Source organism: Streptomyces marianii (assembly GCF_005795905.1).
Taxonomy (GTDB): Bacteria; Actinomycetota; Actinomycetes; order Streptomycetales; family Streptomycetaceae; genus Streptomyces; species Streptomyces marianii.
This window is the reverse complement of sequence record NZ_VAWE01000001.1, coordinates 3,792,401-3,808,976: the sequence shown is the minus strand read 5'-3', so window position 1 is coordinate 3,808,976 and position 16,576 is coordinate 3,792,401. Positions and strand designations below refer to the sequence as shown.

14 protein-coding genes, 1 tRNA gene, 3 pseudogenes and 1 other annotated feature are annotated in these 16,576 nt (G+C 71.0%); of the genes and pseudogenes, 11 read left to right on the top strand and 7 right to left on the bottom strand.

The genetic code is table 11. From position 1 onward, the window contains the following. Nucleotides 1-230: 230 nt before the first annotated feature. The 4 genes and pseudogenes from FEF34_RS44250 to FEF34_RS44235 form a co-directional block, all read left to right on the top strand. Nucleotides 231-476: pseudogene (locus FEF34_RS44250) on the top strand (IS256 family transposase); the annotation flags it as partial. A 43-nt stretch (nucleotides 477-519) separates the two neighbouring features. Further along, nucleotides 520-777: pseudogene (locus tag FEF34_RS44245) on the top strand (transposase); the annotation flags it as partial. 30 nt (nucleotides 778-807) lie between these two features. Continuing rightward, nucleotides 808-936, top strand: a sequence feature (AL1L pseudoknot). Nucleotides 937-1,015: 79 nt separating this feature from the next. Further along, nucleotides 1,016-1,093 (top strand): annotated as a pseudogene (locus FEF34_RS44240) (hypothetical protein); the annotation flags it as partial. Next, on the top strand, nucleotides 1,081-1,551 hold the full coding sequence (locus FEF34_RS44235; RefSeq protein WP_407698351.1) for a DDE-type integrase/transposase/recombinase: 471 nt from the start codon (nucleotides 1,081-1,083) through the stop codon (nucleotides 1,549-1,551). The pseudogene FEF34_RS44240 and the gene FEF34_RS44235, both read left to right, overlap by 13 nt. A 308-nt stretch (nucleotides 1,552-1,859) precedes the next feature. On the opposite strand, the gene FEF34_RS16970 is transcribed toward FEF34_RS44235, so the two are convergent. From FEF34_RS16970 to mptB, 4 genes are all read right to left on the bottom strand, one after another. Continuing rightward, nucleotides 1,860-1,933, bottom strand: a tRNA-Pro gene (locus tag FEF34_RS16970). Between the two features lie 261 nt (nucleotides 1,934-2,194). Next, nucleotides 2,195-3,136 carry a metallophosphoesterase gene (locus tag FEF34_RS16965; RefSeq protein WP_138053944.1) on the bottom strand — a complete coding sequence of 314 codons (942 nt, stop codon included), beginning with the start codon at nucleotides 3,134-3,136 and terminating at the stop codon, nucleotides 2,195-2,197. Beyond that, on the bottom strand, nucleotides 3,019-4,371 hold the full coding sequence (locus tag FEF34_RS16960) for a glycosyltransferase 87 family protein (protein ID WP_138053943.1): 1,353 nt from the start codon (nucleotides 4,369-4,371) through the stop codon (nucleotides 3,019-3,021). Before FEF34_RS16960 ends, FEF34_RS16965 begins: the two co-directional genes overlap by 118 nt. Then, on the bottom strand, nucleotides 4,368-5,951 hold the full coding sequence (gene mptB / locus FEF34_RS16955; RefSeq protein WP_199800671.1) for a polyprenol phosphomannose-dependent alpha 1,6 mannosyltransferase MptB: 1,584 nt from the start codon (nucleotides 5,949-5,951) through the stop codon (nucleotides 4,368-4,370). Before mptB ends, FEF34_RS16960 begins: the two co-directional genes overlap by 4 nt. Before the next feature lie 355 nt (nucleotides 5,952-6,306). Here mptB and FEF34_RS16950 point away from each other — a divergent pair, with 355 nt between their 5' ends. Beyond that, nucleotides 6,307-6,771 (top strand): GatB/YqeY domain-containing protein, encoded by a 465-nt coding sequence (locus FEF34_RS16950; protein WP_138053942.1) that lies wholly within the window; start codon nucleotides 6,307-6,309, stop codon nucleotides 6,769-6,771. A 316-nt stretch (nucleotides 6,772-7,087) separates the two neighbouring features. On the opposite strand, the gene FEF34_RS16945 is transcribed toward FEF34_RS16950, so the two are convergent. Next, nucleotides 7,088-9,334, bottom strand: coding sequence for a transglycosylase domain-containing protein (locus FEF34_RS16945; protein WP_138053941.1), 2,247 nt, complete (start codon nucleotides 9,332-9,334; stop codon nucleotides 7,088-7,090). Between the two features lie 361 nt (nucleotides 9,335-9,695). Here FEF34_RS16945 and FEF34_RS16935 point away from each other — a divergent pair, with 361 nt between their 5' ends. Continuing rightward, nucleotides 9,696-10,040: a WhiB family transcriptional regulator gene (locus FEF34_RS16935; protein WP_171052979.1), complete on the top strand. Its 345-nt coding sequence runs from the start codon at nucleotides 9,696-9,698 to the stop codon at nucleotides 10,038-10,040. Between the two features lie 691 nt (nucleotides 10,041-10,731). On the opposite strand, the gene FEF34_RS16930 is transcribed toward FEF34_RS16935, so the two are convergent. Together FEF34_RS16930 and FEF34_RS16925 are read right to left on the bottom strand one after the other, a co-directional pair. Beyond that, nucleotides 10,732-12,021 (bottom strand): ArsA family ATPase, encoded by a 1,290-nt coding sequence (locus FEF34_RS16930; RefSeq protein WP_138053940.1) that lies wholly within the window; start codon nucleotides 12,019-12,021, stop codon nucleotides 10,732-10,734. A gap of 13 nt (nucleotides 12,022-12,034) precedes the next feature. Next, nucleotides 12,035-13,027, bottom strand: coding sequence for an ArsA family ATPase (locus FEF34_RS16925; RefSeq protein ID WP_138053939.1), 993 nt, complete (start codon nucleotides 13,025-13,027; stop codon nucleotides 12,035-12,037). A 137-nt stretch (nucleotides 13,028-13,164) separates the two neighbouring features. On the opposite strand from FEF34_RS16925, the gene FEF34_RS16920 reads away from it, so the two are divergent. The 5 genes from FEF34_RS16920 to FEF34_RS42875 all read left to right on the top strand — a co-directional run bounded on the left by FEF34_RS16920 (nucleotide 13,165) and on the right by FEF34_RS42875 (nucleotide 16,444). Then, nucleotides 13,165-13,323 (top strand): DUF4177 domain-containing protein, encoded by a 159-nt coding sequence (locus FEF34_RS16920; RefSeq protein WP_017947820.1) that lies wholly within the window; start codon nucleotides 13,165-13,167, stop codon nucleotides 13,321-13,323. Continuing rightward, nucleotides 13,320-13,790: a RidA family protein gene (locus FEF34_RS16915; protein WP_138053938.1), complete on the top strand. Its 471-nt coding sequence runs from the start codon at nucleotides 13,320-13,322 to the stop codon at nucleotides 13,788-13,790. Before FEF34_RS16920 ends, FEF34_RS16915 begins: the two co-directional genes overlap by 4 nt. A 231-nt stretch (nucleotides 13,791-14,021) precedes the next feature. Beyond that, nucleotides 14,022-14,909, top strand: coding sequence for an NUDIX hydrolase (locus FEF34_RS16910; RefSeq protein ID WP_138053937.1), 888 nt, complete (start codon nucleotides 14,022-14,024; stop codon nucleotides 14,907-14,909). Beyond that, nucleotides 14,906-15,736: an MBL fold metallo-hydrolase gene (locus tag FEF34_RS16905; RefSeq protein WP_138053936.1), complete on the top strand. Its 831-nt coding sequence runs from the start codon at nucleotides 14,906-14,908 to the stop codon at nucleotides 15,734-15,736. Before FEF34_RS16910 ends, FEF34_RS16905 begins: the two co-directional genes overlap by 4 nt. Before the next feature lie 213 nt (nucleotides 15,737-15,949). Next, nucleotides 15,950-16,444, top strand: a complete 495-nt coding sequence (locus FEF34_RS42875; protein WP_234042422.1) for a DUF4158 domain-containing protein — start codon at nucleotides 15,950-15,952, stop codon at nucleotides 16,442-16,444. The last annotated feature ends 132 nt before the right edge of the window (nucleotides 16,445-16,576 follow it).

Below are 16,576 nucleotides of genomic sequence, written 5' to 3'. Positions count from 1 at the left end.
AGGCGCCCCTGCAAGGAGATACCCGAAAAATAAGATAATATCTCGAAATTTACGACAATCCATTCAGATGGAGCATATGCCGCTGACGAGGGCAGCGGCGCCCCACCCCGTCGGCCGCAGGTCACCGCTCAGGCGGCACCGCGTCGCAGCAGGGAGCCGGCGAAACCGAGGGGTGGCCGCTATTGGGAGTGGTCAATGATCGGCGGATCCGATGATCAAGGAGACGCCAGATGAGCGACACCACCATCGAGCAGATACCGGGCAGCGAGCCGACGGCGGAGACCGTGGCGGCGAGTGACGGGCAGTTGGTTGCGATGCTCGTGGACCAGGCCCGGTCGGAGGGTCTGCAGCTGACCGGGGAGGGCGGGCTGCTCCAGCAGTTGACCAAACGGATCCAGGAGTCCGCCCTGGAGGGCGAGATCACCAATCACCTCGGATACGAGAAGCACGATGCCGAAAGTCGGGGCAGTGGCGACTGAATCGCCCCGGGTTTGATGGAGACGTCGAAGACCCGGAAGGATGCCGATCACGGCTGCTCCCGGTAAGTACCCCGACGAACTGCGCGAGCGTGCGACGCGGCTGGCGATCGAGGTCCGCAAGGACCCCGCTGGCAGGGCCGGTGCGGTCAAGCGGATCGCCGACCAGCTCGACGTGCACCCTGAGGCCCTGCGCGGCTGGGTCAAGCGGGCCGAGACCGACGAGGGCATCGTGCCCGGCACCACCAGCACCGACACTGCACGGATCGCGGAGCTGGAGCGGGAGGTGAAGGAACTGCGGCGGGCGAACGCGATATTGAAGTCCCGCCTCTGCTTTCTTCGTTGCGGAGCTGGACCGTCCACTGCGATGAAGGTCGCCTACATCGACCAGTACAAGGAGACGTTCGGCGTCCAGCCGATCTGCGACGTCCTCGCCGAGACGGACGCGCCGATCGCGCCGAGCACCTACTACGCCGCCGCACCCGCCCGCCGTCGGCCCGCAGCCTGCGAGACGAGGAGATCACCAAGGAGATCCGCCGATCCACGGGGCCAACTACGGCGTCTACGGGGCCCGCAAGGTCCACGCCGCCCTCCTGCGCGAGGGATTCGAGGTGGCCCGCTGCACGGTCGAGCGCCTCGTGCGCGCGGCCGGTCTGCGCGGGGTGATCCGGCCAAGAGCCCACGCACCACCCGCCCCGCACCCGAGACCGACCGGCCCGCCGACCTGGTCGAGCGGCAGTTCACCGCGAGCGCGCCGAACCAGCTGTGGGGCGCGGACATCACCTACATCAGAACCTTCTCCGGCTGGGTCTACGCCGCCTTCGTCATCGACGTCTTCTCCCGCATGGTCGTCGGCTGGCAGGTCGCCACCTTCCTCTACACCGACCTTTCCCTCGACGCCCTGGAGATGGCGATCCGGCGCCGCCGGCACACCGGCGCCGACCTCACCGGCCTCACACACCACTCGGACCGCGGAGTCCGATACCGAGCTCTGCGCTACACCGAACGTCTCGAACACGAGGCCGCCCACTACCTCGCGGCCGAACCTCCTGCGTCACTCCAGAAAACCAGCTAACTCGGTCTCCACGAAACCCAGGGCTTGACAGTGCGAGCTGCCGGTCATTCAACGGAGACCAAGGGTGCATGGCGATCGTCGTACCGTCTGAGGTCTGCTCGGCACAAGCCGTGCAGTGACTCATCCGGGGCGCGATGCGTACGCCCGCACCAAGAGGAGTCAGAAGACCGCTCCCCGGGGAGCCGCCGGGAGCCGAATCCCGAAGATCACACCCAGTTGGCTCCCGAATGGCTCCCAGAACAGGCCCGCAACACAAACCAGACCCGGCGCTGATCTCTCAGCACCGGGCCTGACCTGGTGTTTCACTGTCGGGGTGGCGGGATTTGAACCCACGACCTCTTCGTCCCGAACGAAGCGCGCTGCCAAGCTGCGCTACACCCCGATGTCACTCGCTCTCGCGGCGACGTCGTTTACTTTAGCCCACCGGCGCCCGGAGACGAAATCCGGTTTTACGGGGCCCTCACCAGGGGCGGAGCGGCGTGCGCCGTGCTTCGGACGCCGACCGGGGAAGGTCTGTGTGAGCGGGGGAGCCTCAGCCGTCCCACCCGCACCGTCGGCTCCTTGCGCGGTGCGCATCCGACGTCCGAGCTCTCATACGCCGTCCCGCGACGGCCGCGCCGTCATGGCACGGCCGGGGGTCAGCTCAGTCCCGTGCCACCAGCGTCAGCAGAGTCGCCTCCGGAGGGCAGGCGAATCGGACCGGGGTGTAGCGGTTGGTGCCGCAGCCCGCGGAGACGTGGAGGTAGGAGACGAGGCCGTCGGACGCGTGGGTGGAAAGGCCCTTCGCCCGGTCGGTGTCGATGTCGCAGTTGGTGACCAGGGCCCCGTAGAAGGGGATGCGCAGCTGGCCGCCGTGGGTGTGGCCCGCGAGGATCAGGGGGTAGCCCTCGGTCGTGAAGGCGTCCAGCGAGCGCAGATAGGGGGCGTGGACGACGGCCATCGAGAAGTCGGCGGTCTTGTCGGGGCCGCCGGCGACCTTCTCGTAGCGGTCCCGCTTGATGTGGGGATCGTCCAGCCCCGTGAAGGCGAGCTCGAGGCCGCCGTCGAGCTTCAGCCGGCAGCGTGCGTTGCTCAGACCGACCCAGCCCGCCGCCTCGAAAGCGTCCCGGAGGCCCTCCCACGGGTTGTGCACGACGCCCACCGCCGGAGCGTTGCCGTTGAGCCCGTGGCGGCCCTGGGACTTCTCGATCAGATAGCGGGCCGGGTTGCGCAGCTTCGGGCCGTAGTAGTCGTTCGATCCGAAGACGTAGACACCCGGGTACTCCATCAGCGGCCCGAGGGCGTCGAGTACCTCGGGCACGGCGTTCGTGTCCGACAGGTTGTCGCCGGTGTTGACGACGAGATCGGGGCGCAGCCCCGCCAGCGACTGGAGCCAGGCCCGCTTCTTGCGCTGCCCGCGCACCATGTGGATGTCGGAGACCTGCAGTACGCGCAGCGGACGCATCCCTCTCGGCAGAACGGGGACGGTCACCCGCCGGAGCCGGAAGGAGCGGGCTTCGAACCCGGCCGCGTAGGCGATGCCGACTGCTCCGACAGCCGTGACACCGGCACCGATCTTGAGGGGGAGGCCGTAGCGTGCGCGCATGCGCCCATCGTCGCAGACGGTCCGCTCTCCGCATACGGCCCGTCCCCGTCCGCGCCCTGCCGTCCGAGCGGCAGCAGCAGGAGCAGCAGCAGCGCTATCCATACATAGGCGTTGGAACCGAGGAATCCGGGCGCACCGCCGTCGTTCCAGCGCCACAGCCAGACCATGCTGCTGCACAGGATCGCGTAGCTCGCCAGGGCCCAGGTCAGCAGTCGGCGGCGCCGCTCCCCGCCCGGCGCGGCCCGCAGCCCCTCGCCGGTGAGCACGGCGAGGGCCGGGATCAGCCAGACCAGGTGGTGCACCCAGGTGACCGGGCTCACCAGGCACGCGGCGATACCCGTCAGGGCGAAGCCCGCGAGCTCGTCCCCCGTGGCGACGGCCTGCCGTACCCGCCGGGCCCACAGCCACATCAGGAGCAGTACGCCCACGGCCCACACCGCGCGGCTGGGCTCGGCGAACGGTTCGGTGAGCCGGGCGAGCATGCCCTGCAAGGACTGGTTGGAGACGTAGGAGAGCGAACCGACCCGGTCGGTGTTCCACATCGCCTCGGTCCAGAAGGTGCGCGATGCCGTCGGCGCCGCCCATGCGGCGAGCAGGGTCGCGCCGCTCGCGGTGCCGACGGCGACCCCGGCCGGCCGCCACCGCCGTGTCACCAGCAGGTAGCAGATGAAGATCGCCGGGGTGAGTTTGATCGCGGCGGCGAGGCCGATGCCGAGGCCGGCGAGCCGGCCGAGCGACGGGAAGCGCTCGCGCCCGGCAGTCAGCAGCCAGCAGTCGGCGAGGACCAGCGCCAGCAGGAGGAGATTGACCTGGCCGAAGCTCACCGTGTCCCGCACGGGCTCCAGCAGGGCGAACATGCAGGCCGCCACGGCGTACGCGAACCATCTGTGCCGGCTCTCCCGCCGGATGGTCGAGTCCAGGCAGACGTAGAGGATGACGGCGGCTGCCGCCACGTTCATCAGCTGGCTTATCGCCAGGGCGCTGTGCCAGCCGACCAGGGTCATCGGCAGCATGCACAGTGCCGCGAAGGGCGGGTATGTGAAGCCGTAGCGGGTTCCGGGCCGGAGGTAGTCGTAGATCGGGTGACCGCCGATCCAGTGCTCGACCGCCCCGTAGTAGACGTGCAGGTCGAACCAGTGCCGGTGGAACGGCACGGTCCCGAGGAAGAAGACCGCCACCGCCGACATGCCGAGGGCCACCAGGACCCGGCCCCGCGTGGTCACGGGGACCCTCACGCTGTGCTCCCCAGCGGACGGTGCGGGTCCCGTGCCGGGTCGTCGCGCCGTGGACGAGGATCCGGGGGAAGGGTTGCTGCAGGGGGCGGTGGGTCCTCCGGGTACGGGGCCGCCGGATGAGGTTCCTTCGGACGGAGAGCCGCCGGAGGGGGTGCCTCCGGGCGGGGAGCCCGGTCTGCCGCTCGTGCCGCCAGCCTGTATGCGCACCACAGCGCCAGTACCCCCAGTGTGCTTCCGCCAACTGCGATCAACAGCTGATTATGGTCGGGCGCGAACCCGCTCGGCATCACCATGAGAGCGAGAAGTCCGCTCACCAGGCAAGCCACGCGCCGCGCGCGAACCGAACCCCTGGGCGCCGTGGCGGCGATCAGGAACACGCCCCACAAGACGTACCACGGACGGATCGCCGGGCCCAGGACGGCCACAGCGCCCAGGCTGAGTCCGACCGCGTACACCGGCCGGCGCAGATGGTGGCGCCTCCAGCAGACGAGGACGGCGAGAACGGTGGCGGCGAGGCCGGCCAAGTGCCCGGCAGGTACCGCGAATTCGGTCAGCCCGCTGCCCGCGCTCCGCAGCGCCGCCCGGGTCAGGCGGCCGAGCGTCGAGGTCAGCGACCAGTTCCCCGGTGACACCGGGGTGTCGAGAGCGGCCGCCCAGCCGTAGCCGGTGCCGGCCAGCGCGGTCGCGGCGACGGTAGTGGCTGCCGCCGCGCCGCCGGTGGCGAGGACGGCACGCAGCCGGGGGCTCCTGCCGGACCGGCGTCGGGCCCCGAGCAGGGCGACGGCCGGCAGGCCGAGCACGGCCGGGGCCTTCACCAGCGCGGCGAGGGTGACGAGTACGGCACCGACGACCGGCCACCGCCCGAGCGCCGCCACGAGACCTGCGCCGAGCAGACCCAGCATGACCGCGTCGTTGTGGGCACCGCCGACGAGGTGGAGCAGCACGAGCGGGTTGAGCCCGCCGAGCCACATGGCGGTGCGCGGGTCGGCGCCGCAGTGGCGGGCGAGAGCCGGGAGGCACAGCGCCATCAGCGCCACACCGAGCAGGGCCACCAGCCGCATGCCGAGGACCCCGGTGGCGACCTCACTGCGGGCGAACCCGGCTACCGCGGAGGCACAGCCGAGGAATACCGGCCCGTACGGGGTGGGGGTGTGCTTCCAGATCGGCGCCACTTCGGCCGTCAGCGGTCCGCCGAGCCGGGACGGGCCGTGGGCGTACACATCGATCCGGGCGTCGACCATCGCCCCCTGCGCGAGATAGCTGTACACGTCCCGGCTGAACAGGGGCGGGGCCAGGAGCAGCGGCGCCGCCCACAGCGCGAGGGTGAGCAGCAGGCCGCGAAGGCTCGGCGGCGCGGGCCCGCTTGCCGTGCGGCCGAGCAGCGCCCAGGCGGCCACCAGCAGGACCAGCCCGAAGTACACCGCGGCCAGGCCGACCACGGCCGTTCCGGAGTGCGGCGCCGGTACGTCGCGCACGGGCAGGGCACCTGCAGCCGTGCCGCCCGCAGCCAGCGCCGCCGACCCCGTCAGCCCCAGCCACTGGCAGCGGCGGATGTCGACGGGAACGCGGAGGACCGGCATGCGCGCAGGCTGTCAACGGCCGGTGGCCGCAGGCCGACGCGGGCGCCACCCGGAAACGGCCACGACGTGTCCGGCGCCTTACGGACTGGGGGCCGAGGTGGTGGCCGGGGCCGAGGCGATGGGTGGGCGATCCGGCGGAAGGGCCGAGGCGATGGGTGGGCGATCTGGCGGCCACACCGAGGTGAAGGCCGGGCGGTGGTGAGGGCCGGACAGAGGTGACGGCCGGACCGACGTCAGGGGGCTAGGGGCCGCAGGCCGCGGCCTGCGGCGGCCTGCGGCACGGCACGGGGTGGTCCGGGCCGCCGCCGGGGAAATGCGCGGGCGCGTCGGGACGCGCGCCTGCCACAATCGACGCATGACCACGCTCAAGTCCAAGCTGCAGGAAGACCTCACGGAGGCGATCAGGGCGCGCGACGAACTGCGCTCCTCGACGCTCCGGCTGACCCTCTCCGCGATCACCAAGGAGGAGGTCGCGGGCAAGGAGGCGCGTGAACTCTCTGACGACGAGGTCCGAAAGGTGATCGCCAAGGAGGCGAAGAAGCGCCGCGAGGCCGCCGAGGCCTTCGCCCAGGGTGGTCGCGCCGAGCAGGCGGACCGTGAGAAGGCGGAGGGCGAGATCCTCGACGCCTACCTGCCCAAGCAGCTGACGGACGACGAGCTGAACGGCATCGTGGCGCAGGCCGTCGAGGAGGCCAGGGGCGCCGGCGCCGAGGGCCCCCGGGCGATGGGTGCGGTCATGAAGATCGTCAACCCGAAGGTGGCGGGCCGCGCCGAGGGCGGCCGGGTGGCCGCGGCGGTCAGGAAGCTTCTCGCCGGCTGACCCCGCGCGGAGGGCCCCGCGCACGGCACGCGTGCCGCGCCGCGCCCGTACGGCGAAGGGTCCCGGTGCCATCCGCACCGGGACCCTTCGCCGTACTGCTTCACACCCGTGGCGTCACGGTGACCCGCGGGGCCGCACCACCGTCCCGTGCCAGGGCCCCTACCCGGTCCGGCGGTACGCGCCGAGTGGACCGGGGCCGGCACCCGGCTCCGTCGCGGACCACCGGACGCGCGGTCCGCCCAGTCACGTGTCCGGGCCTGACGGCTCACGTCGGACCGGGGCCGGGACGGCGTTCGGGCCCGAGGCCGGTGCCGGGTCACCCGCGCTGCCGGCCTCCGTTCCCGCCGCCGCTGTCCTGGCCGCGGGTGACGTTGCCGCCGATGAAGTCCGGCGGGAGCGAGATGTCGGGGAACGGGTCCCGGCCGCCGTTCCTGCCGGGCTTGTCGTCGCCGCCGTCGTCGTCACGGCGCCCCTCGTCCTCCCCGCCCTCGTCCTTCGACGTGTCGGGCACGTGGACGGTGTTGAAGCCCGGGGCCTCCTTGCCCTTCAGCGCCCCCGCCATCGCGTCCTTCCAGATCGGGCCGGGGACCTGACCGCCGAAGACCTTGCCGTGGTAGCGGCCGCCGATGCGGATGTTCACCATCTTCACCTTCTGGGTGGCGCTGCCGACCCAGACCGCTCCGGACAGGTTCGGGGTGTAGCCCACGAACCAGGCGTTCCTGCGCTCGTCCGTCGTACCCGTCTTGCCCGCGTTGTCACGGTCCGTCAGACCGGCCTCCTGGCCGGTACCGGAGTCGACCACGCCGCGCAGCAGCGTGTTGACGGTGTCCGCGGTGCGCTCCGACATCACCTTGCCGCACTCGGTCCGCGGCACCCTGAGGCTCTTGCCGTCGGCGGTCGTGATCGACTCGATCGCCGTCGGTGTGCAGTGCGTGCCGCGGTTGGCGAACGTCGCGTACGCGTTGGCCATCGTGAGCGGCGAGATGCCGGTCGAGCCGAGGGTCAGCGGCGCGGGACTGGCCGGGAGCTTCTTCCCGTTGCCCTGCACCACGCCCAGGCGGTCGGTCATCTCCACCACGGGGCAGAGGCCGATGTCTCCTATCATCTGCACGAAGTACGTGTTGACGGAGAGCTCCATCGCCTCGCGCAGGGCGTAGGGCCCGACTTCCTTCTCGTTCTCGTTCTCCACCGTGTCGCCGCCGCGGTTCCGCCAGGGCCGGTCGGAGCAGCTCGCGATCGAGTCCGGGTACGGCATCTTGTACGGGGCCGGGTACGACTGCGTCGGCGGCCGGCCCTGCTCCAGCGCGGCCGCGGCCACGAACGGCTTGAAGGTCGAGCCCACCGGGAAGCCGTAGTTGGAGCCGCCCATCTTGGCGTTGACCGAGTAGTTGATCTGCGTCTCGTTCTCGCCGAAGCCGTACGGCTTGGACTGGCCCATCGCGATGATCCGCCCCGTCCCCGGCTCGACCATGGTGACCGCCGCCGCGACCTTGTCGTCCTGGTAGACGTGGTCCTTCAGCGACTCCTGGGCGGACTTCTGCGCCTGCGGGTCCAGGGTCGTACGGATCGTCAGGCCGCCCTGGTTCCAGACCTTGGCCCGCTCCTCGCGCGTCTTGCCGAAGACCGGGTCCGTGAGGAAGACCTCGCGCACGTAGTCGCAGAAGAAACCCGCGCCGTCGACGGCCGTGATGCAGCCGTTCTTGGGCTTGCTGACCTTCAGCGTGATCGGCGTCTCCTTGGCCGAGTCGGCCTCGGACTGGGAGATGTCGCCGACGTCGGCCATCCGCTGGAGCACGGTGTTGCGCCGCTTGGTCGCCTCCTCACCGTCGTTGACGGGGTCGTAGCGGCTGGGCGACTGGACGATGCCGGCGAGCAGCGCGGCCTCCTCCAGTTTCAGGTCCTTCGCCGACTTCGAGAAGTAGCGCTTGGACGCCGCCTCGACGCCGTAGGCCTGCTGGCCGAAGAAGGTGATGTTGAGGTAGTTCTCGAGGATCTTCTTCTTCCCGAGCTCCTCCTCGACCTGGATCGCGTACTTGAGCTCGCGGACCTTGCGGCCGATGGTCTGCTGGGTGGCCTGGGCGACCTTGTCCGGGTCGTCGCCGGCCTCCTCGACGAAGACGTTCTTGACGTACTGCTGAGTGAGGGTCGACGCGCCCTGGGTGACGCCGCCCTCCTGCGCGTTGCGGTTGACGGCGCGCAGCACGCCCTTGAGGTCGATCGCCCCGTGCTCGTAGAAGCGAGCGTCCTCGATGGCGACGATGGCCTTCTGCATGTACGGCGAAATGGCCTTCAGCGGGACGACCGTGCGGTCACGCGAGTAGACGGTCGCGATCTGGCCCCCGTCGGTGTCCAGGATCGTCGTGCGCTGGCTCAGCGGCGGGGTCTTGAGATTGGCGGGGATCTCGTCGAATCCCTCGACCGTGCCCTTGGCGGCCAGCCCCAGCGCGCCGGCGGCCGGCAGGGCGAGGCCCGCCAGCACGGCTCCCGCGAGCACACTGACACCGAGGAACTTGGCGGCCTGCTGGGTCCCGGTCAGACCACCGCCCGATCGCTTCTTCGACATAGGGGCAGCCTACGTTCTCGTTCTCCGGACACGCGTACATGCCTTGGCCTAAGCTGCTCCCAACTGTCACAGCAGTGCGGTTGTGTATCAAGACCCGCGCCATCTCCGAGTCGCTCCGCAGCGACGTCCTCCCCTCCGGCCGTTCCGTTTTCCTGGCCGACATGCCGGATTTATTACGTATGCCCTCAGGTCACTCCCCCGGGTGATCTGCCGCTTACGCATAGTCCGTTCGGACCATTCAAGATTGGGCCCGAAGGGGGTGTTGCGCTGTGCCCACCTTCCGTAACGTCCTCAACTGGCAGCGGTGAATATGCCGCTGCCGCCGTGGGGGAGCCTCGATTCGGGAGAGGACGGCGCCGGCATGGGCTGGGTAACCGACTGGAGTGCGCAGGCAGCTTGCCGCACTACCGATCCGGATGAACTGTTCGTACAAGGAGCGGCGCAGAACAGGGCCAAGGCGGTGTGCACCGGGTGTCCGGTGCGGACGGAGTGCCTGGCCGACGCGCTCGACAACCGTGTCGAGTTCGGTGTGTGGGGTGGCATGACCGAGCGGGAAAGGCGCGCGTTGCTGCGTCGGCGCCCCACTGTCACCTCCTGGCGTCGCCTGCTGGAGACCGCGCGTACGGAGTACGAGCGGAGCGCGGGCATCCTGCCCGTGGGCCTCGAGGACGACGAGACCTACGAGACGTTCGCCGCCGTGGGCTGAAGCGGGGCCGAAGCGGCCGCGGGTCCCGCCCGGTCACGCCACATCGTGACCCTCCGCGCGGCTCGGGGTCCGAGGGCCTCCGGCCGCTCCGCGGGGCCATGGGGACATCGGGCTCGGTGTCGCGCCCTGGAGCGTGTTCCGCCGAGCGCGCCCGGTCGGTTTCGCCGGCTGACGGGGCCCGGCGGTCGTACCTCCGGTCCGTGCCGTCCGTGCCGTCCGGGGAGTGAGCCGCCGTACGCCGTACCCGGTCCGCCTCGCCGTGCGTGGTCTCGGCGTTGGCGCGCTCCACCCGGATGTGAGCCGTCACACAGCGGACAGGGCCGGGTACCGGTCCTCGGCAGGGGCGCGCCCGCGGTCGCCTGTGCGCGGGCACTACGCAGTACGGTCGGCGACCGTGTCGCTCCGCCATCTGCTGGTGCGACCCAGAAGTCACGCGACTCGGCGTGCACTCCGCGGCCGACCGGCGGCCGTGTCGCTCCGGCGTGCGCCCGGATGCCCGAGCGGGTAGGCGGCCGTCGCGCTCCGGCCTAAGGGCTGTCCCGTCATCACCGGTGGATCAGCGCGCGGCGTCGGATGCGGTGCATCGCAAGGCGGAGGGTCGTCCTCATACTGGGCGTATTCGGGCGATCCGGCAACGCAGCGAGGTGCCGCGGCTGTCGTCGTGCGCCCGCCGGGGATTACGGGACAGCCCTTACGCGGCTCCGGCGGGGAGGGCGCCGCCCGCGAGCCTGTCGCCGATGGCCCGAAGGCCGGCGAGGTCGTGCACATCGCCCGGCAGCGCGGCCACTTCGGCCACGGCCACCTCGGGATGGAGCGTGGTGAAACGGTCACGCATGCGCTGCTCGCGCGACAGCACCTGCATCCGTTCGGCGTGCAGACGGAGCAGGCCGGCGGTCAGTTGTGAGGTCGGAGGTGCCGAGGGCTGGTCGGACTCGGAATCCGGCTCCACTGCGGAAGAGGTGGGAGAGGACCGCGTGGAGCCACGCCCAGCAGCCTTCCCGGCCTCCTGATCGACAATGCGGCCCTCGTCAAGATTTTCCGCGGCGGCCAGCGCCCGCTCGGCCGACAGCCGGGCGGCGCCGCTGCCGTGGACGCGGTTGAGCACCAGCCCGGCCAACGGCATCTCCTCCGCCGCCAGGCGCTCCACGAAGTACGCCGCCTCGCGCAGCGCGTCCCGCTCCGGGGCGGCGACCACCAGGAACGCCGTGCCGGGCGCCTGCAGCAGCCGGTACGTGGCATCGGCACGGGTGCGGAACCCGCCGAACATCGTGTCCATCGCGGCCACGAAGGTCTGTACGTCGCGCAGCAGCTGACCGCCCAGCAGCTTCCCCAGCGTGCCGGTCATCATCGACATGCCGACGTTCAGGAACTTCATCCCGGCCCGGCCGCCCATCTTCGCGGGAGCCATCAGCAGCCTGATGAACTTGCCGTCCAGAAAGGACCCCAGCCGCTTCGGAGCGTCCAGGAAGTCCAGCGCCGACCGCGAGGGGGGAGTGTCCACGATGATCAGGTCCCACTCGTCACGCGCCCGCAGCTGCCCCAGCTTCTCCATCGCCATGTACTCCTGCGTGCCCGCGAAGCCGGCCGACAGGGACTGGTAGAAGGGGTTCTCCAGGATGGCGCGGGACCGTGACGGGTCCGCGTGCGCTTCGACGATCTCGTCGAAGGTGCGCTTCATGTCGAGCATCATGGCGTGCAGCTCGCCTTCGCCCTCGATGCCCTCCACCCGGCGCGGGGTGTTGTCCAGCAGGTCGATCCCCATCGACTGGGCCAGGCGGCGTGCGGGGTCGATGGTGAGCACGACCGCCCGGCGGCCGCGCTCCGCCGCCCGTACCCCGAGGGCGGCAGCGGTCGTCGTCTTGCCCACCCCACCGGCGCCGCAGCACACGATGATGCGGATCCCAGGGTCGTCGAGCAGGGGATCGATCTCGAGCAGCGGTGTGTCCCGCAGGGTGCTGCCCTGCGTCATCGACGACGTCATCCGTTCACTCCGGTCATTGGGCATCCGTCCCGGCATCGGCTTCGGCGTCCACTCCGAGCTTTCGCAGTTCGGTCGCCAGTTGGTAGAGCCCCGCCAGGTCGACCCCCTCGCTCAGCAGCGGGAGTTCGTAGGTCGGCAGCTTCAGCGCTTCCAGCGCGGCACGCTGCTCGCGTTCCAGCTCGACGCGCTGGGCGTGCTCGGCGGCTTGTTCCAGCAGCGGTCCCACCAGCTTGGCGGGGCCGCTGAGGCCCGCCCCGGTCAGCGCCTTGGCGATGTCCTTGCGGCGTCCGGCGGTCGCGGCGGCCCGGACCGCCTCCTCGTCGAGGATGTGCGGCCGCACCATGTTCACGATCACCTTGCCGGTGGGGAGGTCCGCGGCGCGCAGTTCGGCGATGCCGTCCGCGGTCTCCTGAACGGGCATCTCCTCCAGCAGCGTCACCAGGTGCACCGCGGTCTCCGCGGACTTGAGGACGCGCATCACGGCCTGGGCCTGATTGTGTATCGGGCCGATCTTGGCCAGCCCCGCGACCTCGTCGTTGACGTTCAGGAAACGGGTGATGCGGCCGGTCGGAGGGGCGTCCATGACGACGTGGTCGTAGGCGTACCGGCCCTGCTTGTCCCGGCGGCGCACGGCCTCGCATGCCTTGCCCGTCAGGAGCACGTCCCGCACGCCCGGTGCGATGGTCGTGGCGAAGTCGATCGCGCCGAGCTTCTTCAGGGCCCGCCCGGCCGACCCGAGTTTGTAGAACATCTGGAGGTAGTCGAGGAGGGCGCGCTCGGCATCGATGGCCAGCGCGTGGACTTCACCGCCGCCGGGCGCGACGGCGATCTTGCGTTCCTCGTAGGGCAGCGCCTCCGTCTCGAAGAGCTGTGCGATGCCTTGCCTGCCCTCGACCTCGACGAGGAGGGTGCGCTTTCCCTCGGTCGCGAGGGCGAGCGCGAGGGCCGCGGCGACCGTCGTCTTGCCGGTACCGCCCTTGCCGCTGACGACCTGGAGCCTGCTCACGTCCTGGAGCCTAACCAGTCGGCCCGTGGGCTAAGCGACCCCGGGTCGCGTTGGGCGGGTTCGGCGCACCGGGCGTCTCGCGTGCCGCGCGAACCTGTGGCGCGGGGCCGCCCGCCGGTGCGGCTACAGTCGGCTCCATGACCAAGTGGGAATACGCGACCGTGCCCCTTCTCGTGCACGCGACCAAGCAGATCCTGGACACCTGGGGCGAGGACGGCTGGGAGCTCGTCCAGGTCGTCCCCGGGCCGAACAACCCCGAGCAGCTCGTGGCCTACCTCAAGCGGGAGAAGTCATGAGCGGTGCCGTCGAGGCCAAGCTCGCCGAACTCGGGCTGACACTGCCGGCCGTCGTCCCGCCGCTGGCGGCGTATCAGCCGGCCGTGCAGTCGGGCCCGTACGTCTACACCTCGGGTCAGCTCCCCATGGTGGAGGGCAAGCTCCCGGTCACCGGCAAGGTCGGCGCGGAGGTCACCCCGGAGGAGGCCAGGGAGCTGGCCGCCACCTGTGCGCTGAACGCGCTGGCCGCCGTGAGGTCCATCGCCGGGGACCTGGACCGGATCGCCCGGGTCGTGAAGGTGGTCGGTTTCGTCGCCTCCGCCTCCGACTTCACCGGACAGCCCGGCGTCGTCAACGGCGCGAGCGAGCTGCTCGGAGCGGTCCTCGGCGACAAGGGCGTGCACGCGCGCAGCGCCGTGGGTGTCGCCGTACTGCCGCTGGACGCGCCGGTCGAGGTCGAGATCCAGGTGGAGCTGGTCCAGGACTGACGCGACGGGTCCCGGAGCTTCCGCCTGCGGAAGCTCCGGGACCTCGCCGAGGCCCGGACCCTCGCAGGAGAGCGGCCCGGAGCCGCCGCGAGGCGGGGAGGGCCGGCGGGAACACGTCCCCCGGCCGGTCACCGGCGGAACCGCGGCGTACGCGGGACCGACGGCCCCCCACCCGCCGCCGCGGACCGGCCACCCCTCGAACATCCGCGCGTGAACGCATAGCATCCGGCCATGTCCAATGGTCAGTGGTACCCACCGGAATGGCCCGACCGGATCCGGGCGCTCGCCGCGGGCGAGATCACCGCCGCCGTCCCCCGGCGGGCGGCGACCGTGATGCTGCTCAAGGACACCTCCGAGGGTGCACACGTCCATATGCTGCGCCGCCGCGCCTCCATGGCCTTCGCCGGCGGTGCCTACGTCTACCCCGGCGGTGGAGTGGACGAGCGCGATGCTCGGCCGGTGCGCTGGGCGGGCCCCTCGCCGTCCGAGTGGGCGCGGCGGCTCGGCGTCGAGGACGAGGCGTCCGCGCAGGCCATCGTCTGCGCGGCGGTCCGGGAGACCTACGAGGAGGCCGGGGTCCTGCTGGCGGGGGAGACCGGGGACTCCGTCGTCGGGGACACCACGGGCGACGACTGGGAGACCGACCGGGCCGCGCTCGTCGACCGGAAGCTGTCGTTCGCCGAGTTCCTCGACCGCAGGGGTCTGGTGCTGCGGTCGGACCTGCTGGGGGCCTGGGCCCGCTGGATCACCCCGGAGTTCGAGCCGCGCCGTTTCGACACCTGGTTCTTCGTCGCCTCGCTGCCGCGTGGACAGCGGACCAGGAACGCCTCGACCGAGGCGGACCGCACGGTGTGGATCCGGCCCGCGGACGCCGCCGCCGGATACGACAAGGGCGAACTGCTGATGATGCCGCCGACGATCGCCACACTGCGGGTCCTGGGGCGGTTCGCCACCGCCGCAGAGGCCCTCGCGGCGGCTGCCGGGCAGGATCTCGCGCCGATCCTGGCCCAGGCACGCCTGGAGGACGGGGAACTGGTGCTCAGCTGGCCCGGCCACGAGGAGTTCACCAAGCGCGTCGGCCGGGCCGGACCGGCCGGACCGACGGGAGGCACGCCATGACGTACGCATCGGCACTGCCGGGGCAGCCGCGCGGCGCGGTGGTGTCGGGGCGCGCGACCTCCCGCACGATCAACGTCCTGGCACCCAATCCGTCCGCGATGACCCTGGACGGCACCAACACCTGGATCGTCGCCGAGCCCGACTCCGACCTCGCCGTCGTCGTCGATCCGGGTCCGCTCGACGAGGCGCACCTGCGGAACGTCGTCGCGACGGCCGAGAAGGCGGGCAGGCGGATCGCCCTGACCCTGCTCACCCATGGACACCCGGACCACGCCGAGGGAGCCGGCCGGTTCGCCGAGCTGACCGGCACGAGGGTGCGCGCCCTCGACCCCGCGCTCCGGCTCGGCGACGAGGGGCTGGCCGCGGGGGACGTGATCCGTACCGGCGGCCTCGAGCTGAGGGTCGTGCCGACCCCCGGGCACACGGCGGACTCGCTCTGCTTCCATCTGCCCGCCGACCGGGCCGTGCTGACGGGCGACACCATCCTCGGCCGGGGCACGACGGTCGTCGCGCATCCCGACGGCCGCCTCGGCGACTACCTGGACTCGCTGCGCCGGCTTCGCTCCCTGACCGTGGACGACGGTGTGCACACGGTGCTCCCGGGACACGGACCGGTGCTGGAGGACGCCCAGGGCGCGGTGGAGTTCTATCTCGCCCATCGTGCGAACCGGCTCGCGCAGGTCGAGACGGCCGTGGAGAACGGCCACCGCTCGGCGGCCGATTTGGTCGCACACGTGTACGCGGACGTCGACCGGTCGCTGTGGCCCGCGGCCGAGCTCTCGGTGCGAGCGCAGCTCGAGTACCTGCGGGAGCACGGTCTCATCTGAGGGCTGTCCCGCAATTCCTGGGGGCCGGCGCGCGGCGTCGGATGCGGTGCGTCGCAAGGCGGAGAGTCGTCCTCGTAGGCCCTGTTCTCGTATAGCTACGGCCAGGTGGCGTGTAGCTCTAAGTAACCCTCTGACAACGGCTGTGGCTTTCTGATCTTGGAACCACTCCCTGCTCGCCACGATGTGATGATCCAACTAGCTGAGGGAGTACGGGTGAGGCAGGACTGGGAGCCGGAGGACCTGATCGAGGTCTGGACGCTGCTCGAAGACGACATGAAGAGGGTGCGGAACAAGTCCGGGGCGACCAGGCTCGGATTCGCGCTGCTGCTGAAATTTCTCGAGGTGGAGGCCCGGTTCCCGGAGTCCGCCAAGGAGATGCCGGCCGCCGCGGTGGAGTACGTGGCCCAGCAGGTAAAGGTCCCGGCGGAGGCGTGGGCGTCCTACGACTGGCAGGGCGACCGGATCAAGCGGCACCGCAAGGAGATCCGGGAGGCGTACGGGTTCCGGGCGAACACCGAGGAGGGACTAGGAGCGCCTGGCCCAGTGGCTGGCCGCGGAGCTGTGTCCGGTGGAGCTGTCGCGGGAGCGCCTTGCGGCGGCCGTGGTGGCCCGGTGCCGCAACGACCACATCGAGCCGCCGGCCCCGAAGCAGGTCGGGCGGCTGGTGGGCAAGGCGGTCAAGGACTTCGAGGCACAGTTCTGCCGTAGCACGCTGGACCGGCTTTCGCACGCGACCCGCTCGCGGCTGGAGGATCTGATCGCGGGCAGCGCCGAGAACGATGAGGAAGGCGACGGTGACGGCGCCGTAGCCGGTGGCGGGCGGTCGTACTTCGCCGAGCT

Bases quoted from the DNA above. Each gene is read 5' to 3' on its own strand.
- FEF34_RS16965 (WP_138053944.1), bottom strand. From the start codon at position 3,136: ATGCGCGCACGCTACGGCCTCCCCCTCAAGATCGGTGCCGGTGTCACG.
- FEF34_RS16915 (WP_138053938.1), top strand. From the start codon at position 13,320: ATGAGCGGTGCCGTCGAGGCCAAGCTCGCCGAACTCGGGCTGACACTG.
- FEF34_RS16910 (WP_138053937.1), top strand. From the start codon at position 14,022: ATGTCCAATGGTCAGTGGTACCCACCGGAATGGCCCGACCGGATCCGG.
- mptB (WP_199800671.1), bottom strand. From the start codon at position 5,951: ATGCCGGTCCTCCGCGTTCCCGTCGACATCCGCCGCTGCCAGTGGCTG.
- FEF34_RS16945 (WP_138053941.1), bottom strand. From the start codon at position 9,334: ATGTCGAAGAAGCGATCGGGCGGTGGTCTGACCGGGACCCAGCAGGCC.
- FEF34_RS16935 (WP_171052979.1), top strand. From the start codon at position 9,696: ATGGGCTGGGTAACCGACTGGAGTGCGCAGGCAGCTTGCCGCACTACC.
- FEF34_RS16930 (WP_138053940.1), bottom strand. From the start codon at position 12,021: ATGACGTCGTCGATGACGCAGGGCAGCACCCTGCGGGACACACCGCTG.
- FEF34_RS16920 (WP_017947820.1), top strand. From the start codon at position 13,165: ATGACCAAGTGGGAATACGCGACCGTGCCCCTTCTCGTGCACGCGACC.
- FEF34_RS16950 (WP_138053942.1), top strand. From the start codon at position 6,307: ATGACCACGCTCAAGTCCAAGCTGCAGGAAGACCTCACGGAGGCGATC.
- FEF34_RS16905 (WP_138053936.1), top strand. From the start codon at position 14,906: ATGACGTACGCATCGGCACTGCCGGGGCAGCCGCGCGGCGCGGTGGTG.